We start from the raw sequence: 19522 nt of genomic DNA, 5'->3' as shown, positions 1-19522 counted from the left end.
TAAAGAAAAAAGGACTAATGATGATGTCAGAATATCCCGAAGTAATTGTACGGACGGCTCTGTCGTTCAGCATTCTGTTTATCGGCGCCCGGATACTCGGTAAACAAACCATTTCACAGATGACGCTTTTTGATTTCATTGCGGCCATCTCGCTCGGCGCCATCACGGCAAATCTGTCGTTTAATACAAAGCTGCCGATTCATTATCATGTCATTGCCTACATTATTTTCGTGGCAATCATTTACCTTGTCGCATATCTTTCTATGAAAAACAGGGTCCTTAGGGGTTTCTTTGCAGGCAAACCGACCATTATTATTCAAAACGGTAAAATACTTGAGCATAATATGAAAACGATGCGTTATACCATCGACTACTTGAACCAGCAGCTGCGTGTAAATGACGTATTTGACATTTCTCAGGTTCAGACTGCCATCATTGAAACAAACGGCAGCATGTCAGTGGAGGTCAAGCCGGAATTTGCGCCCGTTACAAGACAGGATCTCGGCATCTTTGCCGGACATGAAAAGAACTTTGCCGTTGAGCTGATTATGGACGGCAGGCTGGTGATGAAGAATCTGGAAGAAAACCACGTATCGGAAAAATGGCTGAGAGAAGAATTGGACAAGAGAAACCTCAAACCGGAAGACGTCGTATACGCTGTGCGCGGAAGCAACGGCCGGCTTTTTGTCGACACATACGACGACCATATTACATCGCCGCTGGATCAAGAATAAAAATGACATCCGCACATGTCACGGGCTGCCGCCGTATAATACCCTATAAACATCCGGGGGTGAGTCCAATGCACGAGAATTTTTTTCATTATACAGCCATCTGCAGTGACGATTCTGTGCTTATCAAGGATCTGGTAAAATCCATAAACGGGGAATACAGCGCTGTGATTTGCTACTCAATATTAGCCGAAAAAGCGCCGACCGCAGAAATCAGAAGACGAATCGAACATATCAGAGAAGAAGAAGTGCGCCACCTGCACGCTTTTTCTTCATTGTATACGTCAATTACCGGAAAACAGTTGACGCCGAAACAGACGGAGCATTGTCCGCACACATACAGAGAAGGACTGAGGGCGGCGTTTTATGATGAGCAGAAAACGAATGATTTTTATTTGCAGGCATCCGATAGAGCGGTGCACCCTGAAGCGAAGCGGTTATTTGCCCGCACGGCATTTGACGAGCAGCGTCACGCCGTGTGGTTTTTATACGATATGGCCCACTCTCCTTCCCACCATACAGGGGGAACGGTATCAAACGCGCCGAACACAAGCTACACCGAGGTAAATACCGGAAAATAACGGTTCAGGCAGATCACGCTCCCCCGCCGGGAGTCTTCAGACCGCAGACAAACCCCGTTCTTTCAACATGAGAGAATGGGGTTTACTTTTCGAGCCGTTTATATACTCCCTCTAAACAATGGATAACTTCTTCATTGTATAATCAGCAAAAACCCTTTATAATAAAATAAACCAACCGGTCGGTTTCTAAGGAGCCGAACCTCATTTGGCGGAAAGGATCTGTGTGAAGTGACAAATACAAAAGGCGGTGCCGGAAAGAGCGAAAAGACGAAGAACAGGCTCGTATCCGCTTCGCGTGACTTATTTGCAAAAAAAGGATATTCAGAAACATCGATTCGGGATATTTTAGAGGCGGCCGAAATCAGTAAAGGCAATCTATATCACCATTTTAAAGGAAAAGAGTTTCTGTTTCTTCATATCATGGAAGAGGATCACCGCGTTATGATCGAGACGTGGAGGGAAATGGAAGCTGATCTGAAAGATGCTGCCGAAAAGCTGGCGGGCTTTGCGGAGCTGCTCAGCCGGATGAGCATTAATTACCCGCTTATGAGAGCAAGCGAAGAGTTTTATGCGAGTGCGTTTACGTCAGAGGAGGTCGTAAAACGTCTCAATAAAATTGATATTGAATACGACGATGTGATGAGAGAGATCTTAACAGAGGGAAATCAAGACGGCAGCTGGTCCATTCATCATGTCGAATCAAAAGTGAAAATCCTGCTGTCCGTCTTCTACGGTTTAGATGTGTTATATAAAAACGATACCATTCAGCAAAGAATCGAATTGCAAAAAGAAGCCATCTCCGTGTTTATTCACGGAGTCATCAATGCTGATCAACAGAATCAAGACAGCTGACAAAGGAGAAACAACATGCAAAAACCGATCAGAGAACAAAAGGCTGTACTCATCATCTTATTAAGCAACATATTTATTGCGTTTTTAGGCATCGGATTGATCATTCCCGTTATGCCGCTGTTTATGAATGTGATGCACTTGACGGGCAGCACAATGGGATACCTTGTCGCTGCCTTCGCCGTCGCGCAATTAATTGCATCCCCCATTGCGGGGAGATGGGTTGACCGCTTCGGCAGAAAAATCATGATTCTCGCCGGACTGTTTTTATTCGCATTATCCGAACTGACCTTCGGATTGGGCACACATGTCTCCATTTTATATTTCGCAAGGGTGCTGGGGGGCATCAGTGCCGCTTTTATCATGCCCGCTGTTACAGCGTATGTCGCAGATATTACGACGGTGCAGGAAAGATCGAAGGCGATGGGCTATGTATCTGCCGCCATCAGCACAGGGTTTATCATCGGGCCCGGCATAGGAGGATTTATTGCCGATCACGGCGTTCGTATGCCGTTTTTCTTTGCGGCGGGAATTGCATTTATCGCAGTGATTTCCTCTGTCTTTATGCTGAAAGAGCCGTTAACTAAAGAAGAACGCGCAAAGCAGCTGGAAAGCGTCAAAGAATCAACCTTCTTAAAAGATTTGAAAAAGTCGATTCATCCAAACTACTTGATCGCCTTTATCATCGTTTTTGTTTTGGCATTCGGGCTGTCGGCGTACGAAACGGTATTCAGCTTATTTACAAACCATAAATTCGGCTTCACACCAAAGGATATCGCCATTATTATTACGTTCAGCTCCATTGTGGCGGTCCTCATTCAAGTGCTCGCGTTCGGCAGACTTGTCAACTTCCTCGGGGAGAAAAAAGTCATCCAGCTTTGTCTGGTCATCGGCGCTGTGCTGGCTTTCGTTTCTACGGTGATGTCAGGATTTTTGCCCGTGCTCGCTGTCACTTGCATCATTTTCCTTGCGTTTGATTTACTGCGCCCGGCACTGACTACTTATCTATCGAAAATCGCAGGAAACCAGCAAGGGTTTGTCGCCGGTATGAACTCAACATACACGAGTTTGGGCACCATTTTCGGCCCGGCTCTGGGCGGTATTTTATTTGATATGAATATTCATTTCCCGTTTCTGTTCGCAGGTGTGGTTTTATTTCTCGGTCTGGGATTGACCTTTATGTGGAAAGGAAAAGCGGGCGAGGTTTCGGAGTAGGGTGCACTCACCCATCTCCGGAGCTTTTTTTATATTTGTGATAAGAAAAATGAATGGATTATGAGAAATAATTCATTATTTATTTATCTCAAAATCTATACTATAGTAATAGTAAGGTTAACGAGCTTAACAATTTAATATGAATGTTTCAGGAAGAAGGGTTTTCATTGAAGAAAGACAAACATCTCCTAACGGATATCTGGTTTATTCTCATCAGTGCGGCAGGGGGGTTTCTTCTTTCGCTTACAGGGATGTCGATCGCCTGGATGCTCGGAACGCTGGCCGCCGGCTGCATCCTCTCCATGACGAGGCCCCGCTGGCTGTTCATGGCGCCTGACAGAAGAGGGATTCACCGCAGATGGCTTGCGGCGGGACAAATGATCCTCGGCATCGAACTCGGCCAGAAACTGAACCTGTCCGTTCTGTCGGTTTTACGGGAGCATTGGCTTCCGGTAGGCTTCATGCTGATTTTCTCTATCGTGATGGCGCTTGTTTCCGGATATGTGCTCTTTCGGTTCAGCCGGACGGACATGATGACAAGCTTTGTAGGCACGGCGCCGGGCGGTTTATCCGCCATGCCCGGTATCGCCCAGGAAGTCGGCGCAAACACCGCGATTGTAAGCCTTATTCAGCTGACGCGCGTCCTTTTGGTCGTCATGACAATACCGTTTCTCGTCATTTTCTTATTTACCAAACAAAACGGTGCGGCTCAGACATCAGCCGGAGCCGTTTCGGCAGGAGCTTCACATCCGTGCCTTACTCCCGTCTTGTTAACGGCCGGATTTATTTTGGCTGCCTGGCTTGCAAGCAAAGGCGCAAAACGGCTGAAATTCCCCGCCCCTTGGCTGCTCGGCAGCATGATCGGCGTTGCTGCTGCGGAAATTGGCGTGTCCGCCTTGGCGGGCAAAGACATGCTGGCCTGGTGGCCGCCGGAAGCGAACCAGCTGTCACAAATTTTTCTCGGCGCCACAATCGGATCAAAAATGTACAAAAGCATGTTCACCGGCGTGACGAGAGTGCTGACCGTCGGATTTATTTCTTCCGTCGGATTAATCGCCGCCATGATTCTGAGCGCGATTGCGGTTTCTAAATTAACGGGCATCTCCATGATTACATCTGTTCTCGCCTTTTCTCCCGGCGGGATCGCCGAGATGGCGGCGACTTCGATCACCCTGCACGAAGACTCGACTTTCGTCGTCGCGGTTCAGGTCATCCGGATCGTTCTCGTCATCGCCATGCTTCCGCCCTTCTATCGGCTGCTGCACCACCTTTCTCAGCTGAAACGGGCACACGGTGAAAGAGGCCGGGCAGAAAGAGGAACATGATCCGAATAAAAAAACACGCATATGGATGCGTGTTTTTTATTTGAACAGCTCTCCGCCGCCATTTACAGACCGCCAGTTTGCTGAAAGATCACGGAACAGCCGTTCAGCAAATAACAGTTCTTCATCTGTATAGCGGTCTAAAAACGCCAAGAGCCGCTTTTTTATCAATTCATGATATTCATGATGAAGGGAATGCAGCTCTTTCCCGGCAGGAGTCAGCCGGAAATAGACTTCTTTTTTATTGTCGCTCAGCCGGGTCCTGCGCAGAAAGCCGGCTTCCAAAAACTTCGCGCAGCTTCTCGACACGGTCGGCTTTGTCGTCTTCATTTTTTCCGCTATTGACGTGACATTGATCGGTTCATGATCTCCGATACACGACAAAATGTGAATTTCCGTCAAGGTCAGCTGTAATTTTTTCCCGTTTTCTTCACGGAGTTCGTCCATCCGTCCGGCCAACGACGCCCTGATGTCCTCCTGACACCTCTCCTGCTCGTGAAAAATATCTGTCAGCCTTTCAAGAATCATGTGTTTTGCATGGTCTGGCTGTCTTCTGTCCAACTGCTGAGTCACCCTTCCGTATTGATTGTTTCTTTTACTATAACGTTTTGTTACATAAGAAACAATCACACAGGCGCATAAAAGGGTATCAGATGAACCCCCATCTCTCCAAACCGGCCAGAACGGCTTCTTCCGCTTCACGTCCCGAGCCCCCGGCTGCCCATGCCGCGTGGCCGTCCGGCCGGATTAAAACGGAGTGGACGTCATCCCAATCGGCACGTGTTTCAGCAAGCTCCGCCCTGACAGCTGCCACACTGTCCGTATCAATACCGGCGGGAATGCTCCCTCTTAATGACAGAAGCACAAAGGCGCCCTTATGAAGAAAATCATACAGCCGGGCCGGCCGCCCGTCATGAAGGGTCAATTCGATATCCGGCAGGCGTTTTCCGTTCAGGGTATGCGGCGGCAGCTCCGCATCCGGTTCATAATGCAGATCAAGCGCGGATACTTTTCCCGCCAATAAACGGTTGGACTCCTGAACATCCAGCAAAGCGGTCATCGTTTCTCTTAATGCCATCCCCGACTCGGTAAAATCCATGAGCTTTATCTGCGTTTTGATATTGTGCAACACTTCTTTTCCTGTGCTGTGTCTTTCCTGATGATAGCTGTCCAGAAGATGAGGCGCCGCTTTCCCCTTCATTTGCGCCGCCAGCTTCCAGCCGAGGTTGAAGGCATCCTGAAGCCCCGTGTTCAGGCCTTGGCCGCCTGCGGGAAAATGAATGTGCGCCGCATCCCCGGCCACAAAAACCCGGCCTGATCGGTATTGTTCGGCCTGACGCTCGGCATTGCCGAACCGCGACATCCATACCGGATCACTTAATCCGAAATCAGTGCCGCATATCCGCCGCAGGTCTTCTTTCAGCTCATTTTCGGTGACCGGCTCTTCCTTCCGCCTTTGCGGGGTGTGCGGAGAAACGATGAGAACGCGGAAAAGTCCGTCCGTAAGAGGGATAATCACAACCGATCCCTCCAGGCGGCACGTTGAAAAAAAGGAAGATTCGGGCGGATGTTTCAAAGCGGCATCACAGAGGGCTCCTGTTAAATCGGCATCAGTGCCCGAAAAAGCGATGCCCGCCTGTTTCCGGACAATGCTCCCCGCTCCGTCTGTACCCGCGGCATATAAGCTGTGAAGAGTGCGGATCCCGCTTTCGTCCCGGAACACCGTCTCCACTCCGTCATCCGTCTGGGTGACAGCCACCGCTTCCGCCCCGCGGATGATGTCTGCGCCGAGACTTGATGCATACTCCTCCAAAATCCGCTCCGTTTCTGCCTGAGGCAGCATTAACGAATAATTCTGCTTCGTATCCAGCCGAGAAAAATCCAGCCGTGTATCCAGCATGGAAAAATGGCCGGAAGACACCTTCGTCCCTTTTTCCAAAAAGCGTTCCAATATGCCTCTCATGGCAAAAAGTTCAAGTGTGCGCGGATGCATGATAAGCGCTTTGGAATATGGCACCGTCTTCTTCAATCGTTCAATGACAGTCGTTTTCACTCCGGCCAGCGCCAGTTCTGATGCAAGCATAAGCCCGACCGGACCTCCCCCGATAATGGCAGCCTGTGTTTTCATCTCATCAGCCCTCTTTCATATTTTTGTTACAGACGTAACAAAATCACTAAAAAATAAACGCCTCTTTTTTTGTTTCGCGCGTAACAATTTCCATTATAGTCTTTCCTCTGCTTTTTTACAATCATTTCTGAAAAAAAAAGACGCCGTTCACTTGGCGTCTGATTCACTGATGACTCCGACAATATCTTTATCCTTAATCGGACCGAAATGACGGCTGTCGAGGCTGTATATGCGGTTGTCGCCAATAACAAAGTATTGTCCCTTCGGTATGCTTTTGCGCCCGGTCGTTTCCTTCAGCGTATAATCACCGGTCACATGGCTCCCGGCGGACAATGATGACTTTAACGGTTTTAAAAACGGTTCCGCCACCCGTTTTCCATTCACATACAGCTGATCCTCCCTGTATGCGATTGACTCGCCGGGGAGCCCGATAACTCGTTTGATCAGCACTTTGCGGTGCGGGCCTTTAAACAGGACAATATCGAAACGGCGGATCGTTTTGTAACGATGGGAAAACTTGTTGACCAGCAGCTCATTTCCTTGTTTAAAGGTCGGATTCATGCTGATTCCTTCGACTTTATAATCAATAAAAATGGCATTCTTTAATTGTATGGCCAAAACAACGATAAGCACGCCGGCTATAAACCAAAATCGTTTTTTCAAGATTCCTGTCTCCCTCCGTCTTTCTCATGCTGACTGATTCTCGTCTGTAAACGCCGTTCGATATGCTTTCCGGCATACCACAGCACCGCGATCACCGTTATGGCGCCCGCCATCCTAAAAGGCTGTGTCATGAGCGCGTGAAGATCATACCCGATAAAGCTGATCATAAAGATCATGACCATTTTCCCCATAGCGGCTGCTGATATAAACTGCAGCGCCCCCACCCGTGACAGACCCGCAACGATATGAACCGCAGCGGACGGCGTAAAGGGGAAGCAAAGTAAAATAAACAGCGGACCGAAACCGTGCCGCTCAACCCAGAGCATCATCCGCCTTATGGTCTGATGCCTGCGGATGAAACCAAAAGCTCTTTTCTGTCCGAAACGGCGGACGGCATAAAACATCAGCATCGATCCTGCCGCAGACCCGAGCCATGACAGAAAAAAACCTTCCCACAAACCAAATGCATTCGTATTCGCCACCACAAATACAACAAGCGGCAAAAACGGAAGAAACGCTTCAATAAAAGGCAGTGCAGCCGCAGCCGCCGGGCCGAAAGCTCTATAGCTTTGGAACCATTCCGTCAGCTGTTCCTCAGTCAAATATGATAAAAATTGCTCCAACGTTTATACTCCTTAACGAGTTTGTCTATCCTTATTCTACACATTATCTCCAAAAAACGAAAATGTTTACGAGATTTTCCGACTTGAAATATCGTGTAAGCGAGTATAAAATAAGAACAAACGTTCTCTTTTTTAAGAAAGAAGGAGTATTTATGCCTGACATCCAGAGCGGCACCCGCGATCTCATCGAAAAAGGGCTGTTTCTGCCCATGGCGGCTGCCATCCTGAACCGGGACCTCGAAGCGCTTGATTCGTGCCCGTTTAAATTAAAACAACCCTATAAACAGCTTATCGGCTGCTCTTTAAAATTAGCACAAAAGGATTTGAGTGATGTTCGAAAAGAGTTAAGAAAGCGGAAAATTAAAATATACGAAGCGGAAAGAGACGAAGCATTTACGCTTTATATATGCACCATTAACGGCTATGAAGAAAAACACCGTTATTTCAACCCGAGAATACGGGAACAGGTAACCGCCTTATTGGAATATTACCTGTCTCTTGCGACCATTTAAAAAGCAGCCGGGACTGCTTTTCCTTTTCAGCTGATAAATTTCAGACTATTCACACTATACATTCGACATGATTTTCTTTATAATCGGGACACGCTGTTTTCAATGAAAAGGAGGAATGTTATGAAACTGATTCATGTTCTCGCCGCCCTGCCCTTTTTCGGAATTCTCGCCGGCATTCCATTTGCCAACCGGGTGACGCCTTATGTTTTCGGAATGCCTTTCATTCTCGCGTATGTCGTCATCTGGGCGGTGCTGACTTCCGTACTGATGGCCGCCGTTTACAAATTGGACAAAGAAAACAAGGCGGGTGAGGCGGAATGAACGCAGCATTTCCCGTAATGGCCGCCGTGCTCCTGTTTTGTGTATATCTCGGAATCCGGGCCCGAAAAGGAAAAAATATGGACCTTGAACAATGGACGGTGGGCGGACGCGGCTTCGGCACGATGTTTGTCTTTTTATTAATGGCGGGAGAAATATACACGACCTTTACATTCCTCGGCGGAAGCGGATGGGCTTACGGAAAAGGAGGCCCCGCCTTTTATATTATCGCGTACGGCTGCCTTGCCTACATTTTGTCATATTGGCTTCTGCCAGCCGTGTGGACTTACGCCAAACAACACAAACTGATGTCGCAATCAGATTTTTTTATTTCAAAATACAACAGCCCGCTCCTCGGCATTCTCGTATCGCTCGTCGGCATCGCATCCCTCATCCCCTATCTCGTCCTGCAGCTGAAAGGACTCGGATTAATTGTTTCAGCAACGTCATACGGACAGATTCCGCCCTCAGCCGCTGTCTGGATCGGCGCTGTCTCCATCACGATTTATGTGATGATATCAGGAATCCACGGTTCAGCATGGATATCAGTCGTTAAAGATATCATGATTTTAGGCATCGTCCTGTATTTAGGCATTTATTTGCCCATTCATTACTATGGCGGGTTTACGGAGATGTTCAAACAAATTGACGCCGCAAAACCCGGATTTCTCACGCTGCCGGAAACCGGACAGAGCGTTTCCTGGTTCAGCTCAACGGTTTTGCTGACCGCCCTCGGCTTTTATATGTGGCCCCATACATTTGCCGCTTCCTATTCGGCGGAGCATCCGCGGGTGTTTCGGAAAAACGCAATCATCATGCCTCTTTATCAGCTCGTCCTGCTGTTTGTCATCTTTACCGGATTTGCGGCGATTCTGCAGGTGCCCGGTTTAAAAGGGGCGGACACGGATCTCGCCTTATTAAAGCTGTCTGTGAAAACCTTTGATCCCTGGTTTGTCGGACTGATCGGATCGGCGGGCATTCTGACGGCGCTTGTACCCGGTTCAATGATATTAATGGCCTCAAGCACGCTGTTCGCCAAAAATGTGTACAAAGCCATTCTGCCCGGCACGACTGACAAAAAAGTCTCACGGCTCGCAAAATACGCCGTACCCGTCATCGCGCTGATATCCGTATATTTTACGCTGAAAGGCGGAAATACCATCGTCACCTTGCTTTTAATGGGCTACAGCCTTGTCACCCAGCTTTTCCCCGCCCTCTTATTCAGCCTGCCGAAGCGGCGTTTCATCACAAGCCACGGCGCTTTTGCCGGCATAACGGCCGGGGTCGGAACGGTGGCCTTCATTACGCTGACCGAATCAACCATCGGAACCCTCTTTCCGTTTCTTCCGCAGATCGTTAAGGATATGAATACAGGCATCATCGCACTGGTTCTGAACATTGCCGTCATGTTTGCAGTCAGCGCCGCAGTCAGAAAAAAACAAATCGGCGCAGCCGAAAAGGCGGCTTAAATGGTAAGATAGCGGTAAGATACACGAAAGGGGAAAAACGCATGATCATGACAACGACCGAAACCGTCGCCGGAAAACAGATTACAGAAGTGAAAGGCTTGGTGACAAGCAGTATCGTCCAGTCCAGACACATCGGCAAAGACTTGCTTGCAGGCTTAAAATCTGTCGTCGGCGGCGAATTGAAAAGCTATACTGAAATGCTGGAAGACTCCAAAAAAGCGGTGAAAGAGCGGCTGACCAGAGAGGCGGAGCAGCTCGGAGCGAACGCCATCGTCGGCCTGCGGTTCGAACTGACCGCAGGACAGAACACATCCGAATTAATCGGATACGGAACCGCCGTCACCGCCGAATCCATTTAAAAAAACAAGCCTCTTTAAAGAGGCTTGTTTTTTTATTTCTCACATGCGATATAGTCTTTATCTCGGTCAAGTCTTTTATTTGCATTGTAAAGCGCTTTTGATACATACGGCTTGTACTTTGTTCTGCCGCCCTTGTTTTTCACTTTCGACGATTTGGCCACGCCGCCCTTATACACCTTATTCAGCGCCTTGCAGTTTTGATACGTTTTTACCTTTGTTTTCGCTTCTGCCGTCTGCCCCGCTCCGTATGAACAACCGAACACCAGACCGAAAGACAAAAGCACAGCTGCCGTCTTTTTCATTTCTATCCTATCCCCTTTCCTGAATCATGCTGTATTGCTGAACATATCATACTTCAAATAATCTCCATTTACAAGATAAATAGGAAAATAGTTTTAATTTACGTCCGCCCGTATATCTTTTATGGAATTTTTCCCAAAACCTTTTATAATATGAATTGATAGCGCTATCTGACTATGATGATAGGAGGAGAAATGATGATGAAAAAAGGGCTTCTTGCGGGTGTTCTCACTTCAGCCGTTCTATTCGGCGCATGTACGGCGGATATTCCTGGGGTGATCAGTCCCAATACGGCGGAAGCGGCGTCCCAGCTCAGCAAAGGAATCGGCGGAAGGGCCTACCTGAACAGCACGGGCTCAGTTCTCGTCACGAAAATTCAGCTTCCAAGCTCGATTCAGGTGTCAAATGGGACAGCCTATATTTACTCAGGATTTACCGGAGGCACAGAGGCTGATATCGGGCTTCAGTACAGTGACACCTATCATGTATGGAAACCGATCATGAAAGTCGGTTCAAAGGGACAAGGCCAGGTCCGGTATCTGGAAGGAGAAAGCCAATTCACCTATACGAAAGGCTTCCGGCCCGGCAGCACCGTACAGCTGACCATTTACAAAAATCTGAACGGCAATACCCGCGCCACATATTGGGGCACGAATAATGACGGATACACCGGCCGCATCATCTCAGAACTCGCCCAAACAAATGTAGGCTCTGTTTCAAAATGGAAAGCGCTCGCCACCGTCGCGGTCACATCAGAGGATCAGCGCCCTTACATCAAATCAAACTTCTCAACAGCCTTTACGAACATCACGATCGACAATAAAGCAGTCACACCTGTGATTGATACACAGGATTTTGCCAAATTGACAGTGTCAGGCAGCAGCGTCAGCATGTCTGTCGTCAAATAAAGAATGTTGAACGCACGATTTCTGACATCGTGCGTTTCGTGAGGGTCTGCCGGATACGCAAATCCCTTATTTTTCGGATGACGTTTAATAAACAAACTCTGTTACATTCAAAATGTCGATTTCTATATAACAATTAGAGGAACCTCATTTGCTGAGGTTCCCCGTTATTCTCCAACTCACGCACCGGTTAACTTCACATACTGTCAGCCGGCTCAGGGCTGTCCAATTTTAGTTAGAATATAGCTTTAACAGGTCTTGTGCCGGAAAACGATCTGCATCGTTCGCCTCAACAAAATATGCCAACTGCCATTTTTGTGTTTCGATAGCTTGTTTGCTGGTGGGATTTTCCCATTCAGGGTAAACTCTAATTGCCATTTTTCCTTTTGCAGCGGCTGTTTTAAGGATATTTTGCTTTACAAGAACTTCTTTTGGAAAAACAAATTGTCCAAAATGATGATTACTGGCAAAAGTATTGATAACCAATAAATCAGCAGCTTTTTCATATGAAAAGGCTTGGTTTTTACCATCTCCGTCTTTTTCCCAAAAAGCAACAAACTGTCCTATCTTGTTAGGCGTTATTTTTGCGACTCTGAATCGAACTGATGTTGAATTCAGTTGAAACATACCGGCCCCATACTCTGAGTTTTGAGCTTCTTCTTGAATATCATGTATCGTTAAGTGATTTGGTTCATAAAAAATTTTATTTACATATGTTAACGCCTTATAAAATTCATTCACTCTTCGTACTCCTTATTTTTTATAGTACGTCATCCATTGCTTCTTGATTAAAATGGGCTGATCATGTGTTTCCAATAAAAAAACAGCCCTCCTCAGGGTTGTTTTTTTAACATTTCTTTCATTATTTCCGCCAAAATGCTGAGCAGTCCGCCTTATCCTGAATATTGAATTGAATCATGCGTTCAAGCAGCTCATAATGCACCGGTTCACTCCATTGAATTCTGAACAAACGGGAAGTGGCGCTGTAGCCGACACGGGCAATGTCGTCGGCAAAATGCGCAATTCCCGCTTCTTCGGGGGAAACACTTACATGATGCTTTGCTGCCGCAAAGCCGATAATAAAGGTGCCGTGATCGGTAAACATTGGCGTGTTCCACTTGATCTGCGCTTCTAAGTTCGGAAATTGGTCAGCCGTCCACGACAGGATTTCCTCCATTCGCAGACGATGATCAGGGCTGTCGATACTTGATAAATAGTCTTTGAAAACGTCCATGTCTTCCTCCTTCAACATCACGTCCGCTAGCGCCAAAACCCCGGATTTTCAGCTTTTTCCTTGATGTTAAATTCGATGATCTTCTTAAGCAGATCATAGTGCACCGGATCAGTCCATCGAATTCTGAACAGGCGCGAAGAAGCGCTGTACCCGGCTTGAGCGATGTCATCGGCAAAATGCTCCATCGTCTCTTTTTCAGGCAAAATGCTCAAATGATTTTTTGCCGCAGCAAACATAATGATATAGGTGCCGTGATCGGTAAATGTCGGTTTGTTCCACTTGATCTGCGCTTCTAAATTCGGAAATTGGCCAGCCGTCCACGACAAAATTTCCTCTGCTTTGAGACGGTGATCCGGGTTATCGATTCCTGATACATATTTTGCAAACACATCCATGCCCATCTCTCCTAAAATGAAATATCATTACTCTTTACATCATCATAGCCAACAGACGGACACGATACAACTCTGCCCGGGCATGTAAATCGAAAAAAGCCCTCCCCAAAAGGAGAGGACCCGTCCCTTCACATCGCAGCTTCTCTAATATCTCTCCCCCAGCTCCCGCAAAATAAAGTCGTAGATCATTCTTGTCCGCTCTTCTTTCGGATACAGCATGAATTCCTGCCGCTTCGGGATATGACTGCCCATCCTGTCCTGAAAAGTGGTTCTGAGATAGGCGGTTCTGTAAACCTGATTTTCAAAAGAATGATAGGATACTTCCAGTTCCATCGTTTTGCCGTTTGAGAACGTGACCGCTGTGTCATCAAATGCCGTCGGTTGAAAATCTTTAACGTGCACATGCGATATCCAGCCGCATTGAGGCCTTGCAGAAGAAAGTGTAGGGAATAAAAAGATGTGATTTGAAGGGTCCACCATAATCGGCGGCTTGTGAGAAATTTTAATCGCTTCATATGTTCCCGCTTTTCTCCCGGCATAGCTGGAGCCAAAGTAGCGGCAGCTTCTGTCGATGATGTGAATCGGCTTCATGCTGACATACAGAATGCAGTCTTTTTCAATGACCTTCGACCCCATTTTACCGTCTATTTCCTCAGGCAAAACAGCGATGGTTGAACGATTTACTTCATAGCTTTCTAAGGGTGCGTGTGTTTTCTGGCACATGATGTGCAGCCTCCAATCCTTTTCTTGAAAATTTATACTAATAATCTATCATCTGTCATTGGAAAACGACAGGTTTTTTTTGAATATAGCTAAAAATCACCTTTTAAAGCTGTAATTTAGTCTTAAATTACTATTTAAATATTATTTTTCTTTTTCATTTCACCTCATTTATACAATCATCATTTTCGTTTTTTCGTCAATTTGCAGGATATGTCGATATATTTCCAAGTATTAGTTGTCTAAAGATTATAAAAATTAATTGATTTTTCCGGCCGTTATCCATATACTATAAAAAAGGCATTGGGGGGATTCTTTATGAAAGAGAAAAAGTCGTACACTGAGCTCATGAAGTCCCGCAACACGCAAAAAGCAAACGAATTCGATGTGACAATGGCCGATATTTACATTCAAATGGTGCTTGATGAATCCTTGTATAAACGCCGGATCGCCATGCTGACAATGCAGATTAATAAGGCGCTTGATGATAAAAATAAAGAAGCGTTCCTCACGCTTTCAAAAGAATATGCAGCACTCAAACAGAGTGAATAAGCCAATCCATATGGATTGGCTTTTTTTACATTATCCGTTTACGATGGTGCCGCCGTTCACATGAATCGTCTGTCCCGTGACGTAGGAAGAATCATCGCTTGCTAAGTACAAATAGCTCGGCGCCACTTCAACAGGTTCTCCCGGGCGCTGCATCGGCACGTCTGAGCCGAAGACTTCCACTTCCTTCGCCGAGAAGCTCGCCGGGATCAGCGGCGTCCAGATCGGCCCCGGCGCCACTGCGTTTACCCTGATGCCCTGAGTGACAAGAGATTGGGAAAGAGATCTTGTAAACGTGACGATCGCCCCTTTTGTCGCTGAATAGTCAATCAATGTTTTGTGGCCTTTATAGGCGGTAATGGAAGCCGTATTAATGATTGAACTTCCTTTTTTCAGGTGAGGGAGCGCGGCTTTCGTTAAGTAAAACATTGAAAAAATATTCGTCTGAAACGTTCTGATGAGCTGGTGGCTCGTGATTTTCTCAATCCCCGGCTGTACGTGCTGCTCACCCGCGTTGTTGACCAGGATGTCAATGGAAGGAAAGGCTTGGCCCGCCTGGCGGATGACATCGTTGCAAAAAGCTTCGTCGCCGACATCCCCTGCGATCAGCAGACACTTCGCCCCCTCTTTTTCTACATATTGCTTCGTCTCTTCGGCATCCTGATGCTCATCAAAGTAAACGATGACCACATTAGCGCCTTCCTTCGCGAATAAAACGGATACGGCGCGGCCGATCCCGCTGTCTCCGCCCGTGATGATCGCCGTTTTCCCTTCAAGTTTTTTCGCCGCTTTCGGTTTGTCAAAAACGGGGCGCGGGTCCATTACATATTCAAAGCCCGGCTGCCGGTTTTGATGCTGCGGCGGCAAGGTTTTCTTCTTCTGGTTAGCCATTTTGATCACTCCTTTACATTAATTACTATATTATGAGTAATTTGAGCATCTTATACGAATTTCATGTATGAATAGAGTCTTATTGGAAAAATTAAGAATATACAACAGAGGAGGTAAATCTGAATTGACTACTTTTTCAAACGAGGAACCGGCTTCCTATTGGAAAGCAACAGCTGACATTCCTACCTTTCCCGCCCTCACTGAAGATACAGAATGTGACGTTGCGGTTATCGGCGGAGGAATTACGGGCCTGACAACGGCATACGAACTGACGAAAAGAGGTTTCCGTGTCGCTGTCATTGAAGCAGACCGGATTTTAAACGGGACGACCGCGGGCACAACCGCAAAAATCACCGCCCAGCATGATTTCATCTATGCCGATCTTATTCAGCAGATCGGCCTGACCAGCGCAAGGCTGTATTTCGAAGCCCATCTCCGCGCCATGGAAGACATGAAGCAGATTATGAAGGACCTTTCGATTGAATGCAGACTGGCTGAACAAGACGCATATCTTTACACCAATACAGAATCAGGCGTCAAAAAAATCCGCAGCGAGCAGGAAGCTTATACCAAGCTCGGCATTGAACATGAGCTTGTGAAAGAACTTCCCGTCCCCGTTGATTGCAGGCTCGGCCTCGCCATGAAGAATCAGGCGCAATTCCATCCGCTTTTATATGGCGCGGCGCTCGTCAAAGAGATCGTTAAAAACGGGGCGCGGATTTTTGAACAGACGGCTGCGATCGACATAAAAAAAGAACCGCAGCCGGAAGTGGTCACGAAAAACAGACACGGCATCAAGTGCAGCTACATTGTCTGCTCTTCCCATTTTCCTTTTTATGACGGAGGGGGGCTTTATGCCGCCAGAATGTATGCCAGCAGGTCCTACGTACTCGCGGTAAAACCGAAACAAGCGTATCCGGACGGGATGTATCTCAGCATAGACAAGCCGTCCAGATCACTGCGATACACCGATTTGAACGGTGAAAAACTGGTTCTTGTCGGCGGCGAAAGCCACAAAACAGGCCAAGGAAAAGAAATGTCCGAGCATTACGAAGCGCTGAAACAATTTGCGGAAAACACAATCGGGGTTGAAAGCATCCCATATCATTGGTCTGCACAAGACCTTGTCACCATTGACAAAATTCCGTTCATCGGTCCCATCTCAGGCGATGAAGAACATATTTTGGCGGCGACCGGTTTTAGAAAATGGGGCATGACAAGCTCAGCGCTCGCCGCGAAGCTTTTGGCTGATCATATTCAAAACAAAAAGAACCCGTTTTCCGGCCTGTTTATTCCGTCACGCTTCCACGCAGATCCGGGACTGAAAAAACTGATTTCTTATAATGCCGACGTGGCCAAACACCTTATCTCAGGCAAACTTGAGAGGCCGGACGCTTCACCTGAGACTCTTCGGCCCGGGGAGGGGAAAATCGTAACGGTAAACGGCAAACGGGCCGGCGCCTATAATGATGAAAAAGGCTGTCTGCATCTTGTCGATACGACATGCACCCATTTAGGCTGTGAGGTTGAATGGAATGACGGCGAACGGACGTGGGACTGTCCTTGTCACGGGTCCCGGTTCACACCTGACGGCGGGGTTGCCGAAGGTCCCGCCATCAAGCCGCTGAAACGCCTCAGCCAAGATTGACTAAACCATTCGTACAGAATGGTTTTATTTTTTTCCGCATTAAAAAATTTTTATCAGATTCCTTCATTCAAGTTCCTTCCATACCGATAAAAAGAAAAAGAGAATATCTGGGGGAACTTATATTGTTATTTAAAAAAGACCGCAAAAAAGAAACAGCTTATTTTTCAGAAGCCGATGAAAAAAAACGCATCGCGCTTTCAAATCAATATGCAGATGTCCAAAAACAGCTGAAAATGGTCAGGCTCGGAAACGAAGAACTTCATGTGCTTGAAGAGCTGCAGCCGTTAATTAAAGAACATATCTCAACAATCGTCGATTCCTTTTACCGAAATCTAGATCACGAAAAATCATTAATGACGATCATTAACGACCACAGCACGGTCGAGCGCCTGAAAAAAACATTACGGCGTCATATCCACGAGATGTTTGCCGGCACGATTGATGATGAATTCATTGAAAAAAGACAGCGCATCGCTTCCATCCACTTGCGGATCGGCCTTGAACCGAAATGGTATATGGGAGCGTTTCAGGATCTGCTTCTGTCGATGATGAACATATATGAAGCAGCAATCCCGGATTTGCATGAGCTTTTAAAAGCGATCAAAGCGACGACGAAAATATTAAATCTTGAACAGCAGCTCGTCCTTGAAGCATTCCAGAGCGAATATAACTGCCAGCGTGACGAACAAGAGGAAAAGAAAGCCCGTCTTCATCAGAAAATCCAGGAAACATCCGGATCACTCGCTGATTTGTTTTCAGAAACGAGCAGAGCCGTGCAGGAGCTGGTCGATAAATCCGAGGGCATTTCCGAGGCGTCAAAAGCCGGCACCGTCACTTCCGTACATGTCGAAGAAAAATCAATCGGCGGGAAAAAAGAGCTTGAAAGCCAGCAGAAGCAGATGAATAAAATCGACGCCAGCCTTCTGCAGATTGAAGAAGAAATGGACAAGCTGAATGACATCGCCCAGCAGATCGAAAAAATCTTCGGCATCGTGACGGGGATCGCCGAGCAAACGAATCTCCTGTCACTCAACGCTTCAATAGAATCCGCGAGAGCCGGTGAGCACGGCAAAGGGTTCGCCGTTGTCGCGACGGAGGTAAGAAAGCTTTCAGAGGATACGAAAAAAACCGTTTCCACCGTATCAGAGCTCGTGAACAATACCAATACACAAATCGACATCGTGTCCAAACATATTAAAGATGTAAACGGACTTGTAAGTGAAACGAAAGAAAAAATGGCGCAGATCAACCGTCTGTTTGATGACATCGTCCAAAGCATGAAAACGAGCAAAGACCAGACAGGCAAAATCGACGTTGATTTGCAGGCCTTTCTCGGCGGTCTTCAAGAAGTCAGCCGCGCCGTATCCCACGTTGCATCATCCGTTGATTCACTTGTTATCCTTACAGAAGAATAAAGATAAACCGACCGGCCTTTTTCATAAAGGGCCGGTCTTTTTAATGTCAACTCAAAATATAATATAGTTGACATATATAAAGACTCGCTTTATTGTATAAACATATTTTGATAAGCTGGAGGAATACATAATGAAATTGACAGAAATGATGCATATTGCCGTGTTTACCGCCATTATGGGACTTTTGGGGATGCTCCCGCCGCTTTTCTTATCCTTTACGCCGGTTCCGATTACGCTCCAGACGATCGGTGTGCTCTTATCAGGAAGCATCCTAAAACCGAAAGCGGCGTTTTTAAGCCAATTGCTGTTTTTGCTGATTGTGGCATGCGGAGCGCCTCTCCTTTCAGGCGGCAGAGGCGGGTTCGGGGTTTTTTTCGGGCCGAGCGCCGGATATCTCATCGCATATCCGCTGGCGGCATTATTGCTGAGCCTCAGTATCCAAGGCCTTCGCTCAGCTGCTGTCCCCCATTTGTTTATCAGACAGTTCTTGTTCGGCGTGCTGTTTTTGTATGTCATCGGCATTCCCGTTCAGGCTTTTATGATGCACATTGATATCTTGACTGCCGTAAAGCTCAGCCTCATCTATGTGCCCGGAGATCTGCTTAAAGCGGCCGCAGCCTCATTCGCAGCCGTAAGAATCAGAAAAACTCTTCAAGCTAGCCGGCTTTTGCCGACGAAAGGAAGCTGATTTTACA

General features: G+C 47.1%; 24 protein-coding genes and 1 pseudogene. 15 read left to right on the top strand and 10 right to left on the bottom strand.

Going from position 1 to position 19522, the window contains the following annotated elements; all coding sequences use genetic code 11:
- The first annotated feature begins 20 nt into the window (after positions 1–20).
- From SB847_RS01015 to SB847_RS00995, 5 genes are all read left to right on the top strand, one after another.
- Positions 21–734, top strand: a complete 714-nt coding sequence (locus SB847_RS01015; protein ID WP_079891472.1) for a DUF421 domain-containing protein — start codon at positions 21–23, stop codon at positions 732–734.
- Between the two features lie 68 nt (positions 735–802).
- Positions 803–1312 carry a ferritin-like domain-containing protein gene (locus SB847_RS01010; RefSeq protein WP_007409173.1) on the top strand — a complete coding sequence of 170 codons (510 nt, stop codon included), beginning with the start codon at positions 803–805 and terminating at the stop codon, positions 1310–1312.
- A 228-nt stretch (positions 1313–1540) separates the two neighbouring features.
- Positions 1541–2164, top strand: a complete 624-nt coding sequence (locus SB847_RS01005) for a TetR/AcrR family transcriptional regulator (RefSeq protein WP_308825574.1) — start codon at positions 1541–1543, stop codon at positions 2162–2164.
- A gap of 15 nt (positions 2165–2179) precedes the next feature.
- On the top strand, positions 2180–3376 hold the full coding sequence (locus SB847_RS01000; RefSeq protein ID WP_038457542.1) for an MFS transporter: 1197 nt from the start codon (positions 2180–2182) through the stop codon (positions 3374–3376).
- Positions 3377–3543: 167 nt separating this feature from the next.
- Positions 3544–4701: an AbrB family transcriptional regulator gene (locus SB847_RS00995; protein WP_410577252.1), complete on the top strand. Its 1158-nt coding sequence runs from the start codon at positions 3544–3546 to the stop codon at positions 4699–4701.
- Positions 4702–4737: 36 nt separating this feature from the next.
- Here SB847_RS00995 and SB847_RS00990 read toward each other — a convergent pair whose 3' ends face one another.
- The 4 genes from SB847_RS00990 to SB847_RS00975 all read right to left on the bottom strand — a co-directional run bounded on the left by SB847_RS00990 (position 4738) and on the right by SB847_RS00975 (position 8112).
- Complete coding sequence (locus SB847_RS00990; protein WP_045207084.1) at positions 4738–5259, bottom strand: MarR family transcriptional regulator; 522 nt, start codon at positions 5257–5259, stop codon at positions 4738–4740.
- Positions 5260–5347: 88 nt separating this feature from the next.
- Complete coding sequence (locus SB847_RS00985; protein WP_410562921.1) at positions 5348–6826, bottom strand: monooxygenase; 1479 nt, start codon at positions 6824–6826, stop codon at positions 5348–5350.
- A 147-nt stretch (positions 6827–6973) separates the two neighbouring features.
- Positions 6974–7489, bottom strand: a complete 516-nt coding sequence (lepB, locus tag SB847_RS00980) for a signal peptidase I (RefSeq protein ID WP_007610493.1) — start codon at positions 7487–7489, stop codon at positions 6974–6976.
- A complete protein-coding gene (locus SB847_RS00975; RefSeq protein WP_059367273.1) occupies positions 7486–8112 on the bottom strand; it encodes a TVP38/TMEM64 family protein in 627 nt (208 codons plus the stop codon). The genes lepB and SB847_RS00975 overlap by 4 nt, the downstream gene beginning before the upstream one ends.
- A 152-nt stretch (positions 8113–8264) precedes the next feature.
- Here SB847_RS00975 and SB847_RS00970 point away from each other — a divergent pair, with 152 nt between their 5' ends.
- The 4 genes from SB847_RS00970 to SB847_RS00955 all read left to right on the top strand — a co-directional run bounded on the left by SB847_RS00970 (position 8265) and on the right by SB847_RS00955 (position 10770).
- The gene (locus SB847_RS00970) at positions 8265–8624 is read left to right on the top strand and encodes a YhjD family protein (RefSeq protein ID WP_044802775.1); all 360 of its coding nucleotides are present in this window, start codon (positions 8265–8267) and stop codon (positions 8622–8624) included.
- Between the two features lie 120 nt (positions 8625–8744).
- The gene (locus SB847_RS00965; RefSeq protein WP_007409181.1) at positions 8745–8945 is read left to right on the top strand and encodes a DUF3311 domain-containing protein; all 201 of its coding nucleotides are present in this window, start codon (positions 8745–8747) and stop codon (positions 8943–8945) included.
- Positions 8942–10411 (top strand): sodium:solute symporter family protein, encoded by a 1470-nt coding sequence (locus SB847_RS00960; RefSeq protein ID WP_038457538.1) that lies wholly within the window; start codon positions 8942–8944, stop codon positions 10409–10411. Before SB847_RS00965 ends, SB847_RS00960 begins: the two co-directional genes overlap by 4 nt.
- Positions 10412–10452: 41 nt before the next feature.
- Complete coding sequence (locus SB847_RS00955; protein ID WP_082997805.1) at positions 10453–10770, top strand: YbjQ family protein; 318 nt, start codon at positions 10453–10455, stop codon at positions 10768–10770.
- A gap of 32 nt (positions 10771–10802) precedes the next feature.
- Here SB847_RS00955 and SB847_RS00950 read toward each other — a convergent pair whose 3' ends face one another.
- Positions 10803–11072, bottom strand: a complete 270-nt coding sequence (locus SB847_RS00950; RefSeq protein WP_003155168.1) for an excalibur calcium-binding domain-containing protein — start codon at positions 11070–11072, stop codon at positions 10803–10805.
- Between the two features lie 195 nt (positions 11073–11267).
- Here SB847_RS00950 and SB847_RS00945 point away from each other — a divergent pair, with 195 nt between their 5' ends.
- Positions 11268–11978, top strand: a complete 711-nt coding sequence (locus SB847_RS00945) for a YrpD family protein (protein ID WP_082997804.1) — start codon at positions 11268–11270, stop codon at positions 11976–11978.
- Positions 11979–12206: 228 nt separating this feature from the next.
- Here the strand turns inward: SB847_RS00945 and SB847_RS00940 are convergent, their stop codons facing one another.
- The 4 genes from SB847_RS00940 to SB847_RS00925 form a co-directional block, all read right to left on the bottom strand.
- Positions 12207–12716 carry a MepB family protein gene (locus SB847_RS00940; protein WP_130571192.1) on the bottom strand — a complete coding sequence of 170 codons (510 nt, stop codon included), beginning with the start codon at positions 12714–12716 and terminating at the stop codon, positions 12207–12209.
- A 121-nt stretch (positions 12717–12837) separates the two neighbouring features.
- Positions 12838–13209, bottom strand: a complete 372-nt coding sequence (locus SB847_RS00935; RefSeq protein WP_410577250.1) for an iron chaperone — start codon at positions 13207–13209, stop codon at positions 12838–12840.
- A gap of 26 nt (positions 13210–13235) precedes the next feature.
- Positions 13236–13604: an iron chaperone gene (locus tag SB847_RS00930; protein WP_012117235.1), complete on the bottom strand. Its 369-nt coding sequence runs from the start codon at positions 13602–13604 to the stop codon at positions 13236–13238.
- A 144-nt stretch (positions 13605–13748) separates the two neighbouring features.
- Positions 13749–14327, bottom strand: coding sequence for a competence protein ComK (locus tag SB847_RS00925; protein ID WP_003155179.1), 579 nt, complete (start codon positions 14325–14327; stop codon positions 13749–13751).
- Between the two features lie 315 nt (positions 14328–14642).
- Between SB847_RS00925 and SB847_RS00920 the strand changes: the two genes are divergently transcribed.
- Entirely contained in the window at positions 14643–14876 is a 234-nt protein-coding gene (locus tag SB847_RS00920; RefSeq protein ID WP_007610478.1) for an IDEAL domain-containing protein, read from the top strand.
- A 30-nt stretch (positions 14877–14906) separates the two neighbouring features.
- Here SB847_RS00920 and SB847_RS00915 read toward each other — a convergent pair whose 3' ends face one another.
- Complete coding sequence (locus tag SB847_RS00915; protein WP_007610477.1) at positions 14907–15764, bottom strand: SDR family oxidoreductase; 858 nt, start codon at positions 15762–15764, stop codon at positions 14907–14909.
- Positions 15765–15888: 124 nt separating this feature from the next.
- Here SB847_RS00915 and SB847_RS00910 point away from each other — a divergent pair, with 124 nt between their 5' ends.
- The 4 genes and pseudogenes from SB847_RS00910 to SB847_RS00895 all read left to right on the top strand — a co-directional run bounded on the left by SB847_RS00910 (position 15889) and on the right by SB847_RS00895 (position 19515).
- The gene (locus SB847_RS00910) at positions 15889–17412 is read left to right on the top strand and encodes an FAD-dependent oxidoreductase (protein ID WP_410577248.1); all 1524 of its coding nucleotides are present in this window, start codon (positions 15889–15891) and stop codon (positions 17410–17412) included.
- Positions 17409–18068, top strand: a pseudogene (locus SB847_RS00905) (protoglobin domain-containing protein); the annotation flags it as partial. The gene SB847_RS00910 and the pseudogene SB847_RS00905, both read left to right, overlap by 4 nt.
- Positions 18069–18311: 243 nt before the next feature.
- A complete protein-coding gene (locus SB847_RS00900; protein WP_369878811.1) occupies positions 18312–18827 on the top strand; it encodes a methyl-accepting chemotaxis protein in 516 nt (171 codons plus the stop codon).
- A gap of 130 nt (positions 18828–18957) precedes the next feature.
- Positions 18958–19515 (top strand): biotin transporter BioY, encoded by a 558-nt coding sequence (locus tag SB847_RS00895; RefSeq protein WP_044802768.1) that lies wholly within the window; start codon positions 18958–18960, stop codon positions 19513–19515.
- Positions 19516–19522: the final 7 nt, after the last annotated feature.

Origin of the sequence: Bacillus sp. SIMBA_026 (assembly GCF_046535335.1) — a bacterium.
Classification (GTDB): domain Bacteria; phylum Bacillota; class Bacilli; order Bacillales; family Bacillaceae; genus Bacillus; species Bacillus velezensis.
This window is presented reverse-complemented; position numbering and strand designations above follow the sequence as displayed.

Excerpts from the sequence above, each read along its gene's own strand:
- SB847_RS00985 (WP_410562921.1), bottom strand. The coding sequence starts at position 6,826 with ATGAAAACACAGGCTGCCATTATCGGGGGAGGTCCGGTCGGGCTTATG.
- SB847_RS00925 (WP_003155179.1), bottom strand. The coding sequence starts at position 14,327 with ATGTGCCAGAAAACACACGCACCCTTAGAAAGCTATGAAGTAAATCGT.
- SB847_RS00895 (WP_044802768.1), top strand. The coding sequence starts at position 18,958 with ATGAAATTGACAGAAATGATGCATATTGCCGTGTTTACCGCCATTATG.
- SB847_RS00965 (WP_007409181.1), top strand. The coding sequence starts at position 8,745 with ATGAAACTGATTCATGTTCTCGCCGCCCTGCCCTTTTTCGGAATTCTC.
- SB847_RS00945 (WP_082997804.1), top strand. The coding sequence starts at position 11,268 with ATGATGAAAAAAGGGCTTCTTGCGGGTGTTCTCACTTCAGCCGTTCTA.
- SB847_RS00970 (WP_044802775.1), top strand. The coding sequence starts at position 8,265 with ATGCCTGACATCCAGAGCGGCACCCGCGATCTCATCGAAAAAGGGCTG.
- SB847_RS00950 (WP_003155168.1), bottom strand. The coding sequence starts at position 11,072 with ATGAAAAAGACGGCAGCTGTGCTTTTGTCTTTCGGTCTGGTGTTCGGT.
- SB847_RS01015 (WP_079891472.1), top strand. The coding sequence starts at position 21 with ATGATGTCAGAATATCCCGAAGTAATTGTACGGACGGCTCTGTCGTTC.
- SB847_RS00935 (WP_410577250.1), bottom strand. The coding sequence starts at position 13,209 with ATGGACGTTTTCAAAGACTATTTATCAAGTATCGACAGCCCTGATCAT.
- SB847_RS01000 (WP_038457542.1), top strand. The coding sequence starts at position 2,180 with ATGCAAAAACCGATCAGAGAACAAAAGGCTGTACTCATCATCTTATTA.
- SB847_RS00955 (WP_082997805.1), top strand. The coding sequence starts at position 10,453 with ATGATCATGACAACGACCGAAACCGTCGCCGGAAAACAGATTACAGAA.
- SB847_RS00920 (WP_007610478.1), top strand. The coding sequence starts at position 14,643 with ATGAAAGAGAAAAAGTCGTACACTGAGCTCATGAAGTCCCGCAACACG.
- SB847_RS00900 (WP_369878811.1), top strand. The coding sequence starts at position 18,312 with ATGAATAAAATCGACGCCAGCCTTCTGCAGATTGAAGAAGAAATGGAC.
- SB847_RS00960 (WP_038457538.1), top strand. The coding sequence starts at position 8,942 with ATGAACGCAGCATTTCCCGTAATGGCCGCCGTGCTCCTGTTTTGTGTA.
- SB847_RS00930 (WP_012117235.1), bottom strand. The coding sequence starts at position 13,604 with ATGGATGTGTTTGCAAAATATGTATCAGGAATCGATAACCCGGATCAC.
- SB847_RS01010 (WP_007409173.1), top strand. The coding sequence starts at position 803 with ATGCACGAGAATTTTTTTCATTATACAGCCATCTGCAGTGACGATTCT.
- SB847_RS00915 (WP_007610477.1), bottom strand. The coding sequence starts at position 15,764 with ATGGCTAACCAGAAGAAGAAAACCTTGCCGCCGCAGCATCAAAACCGG.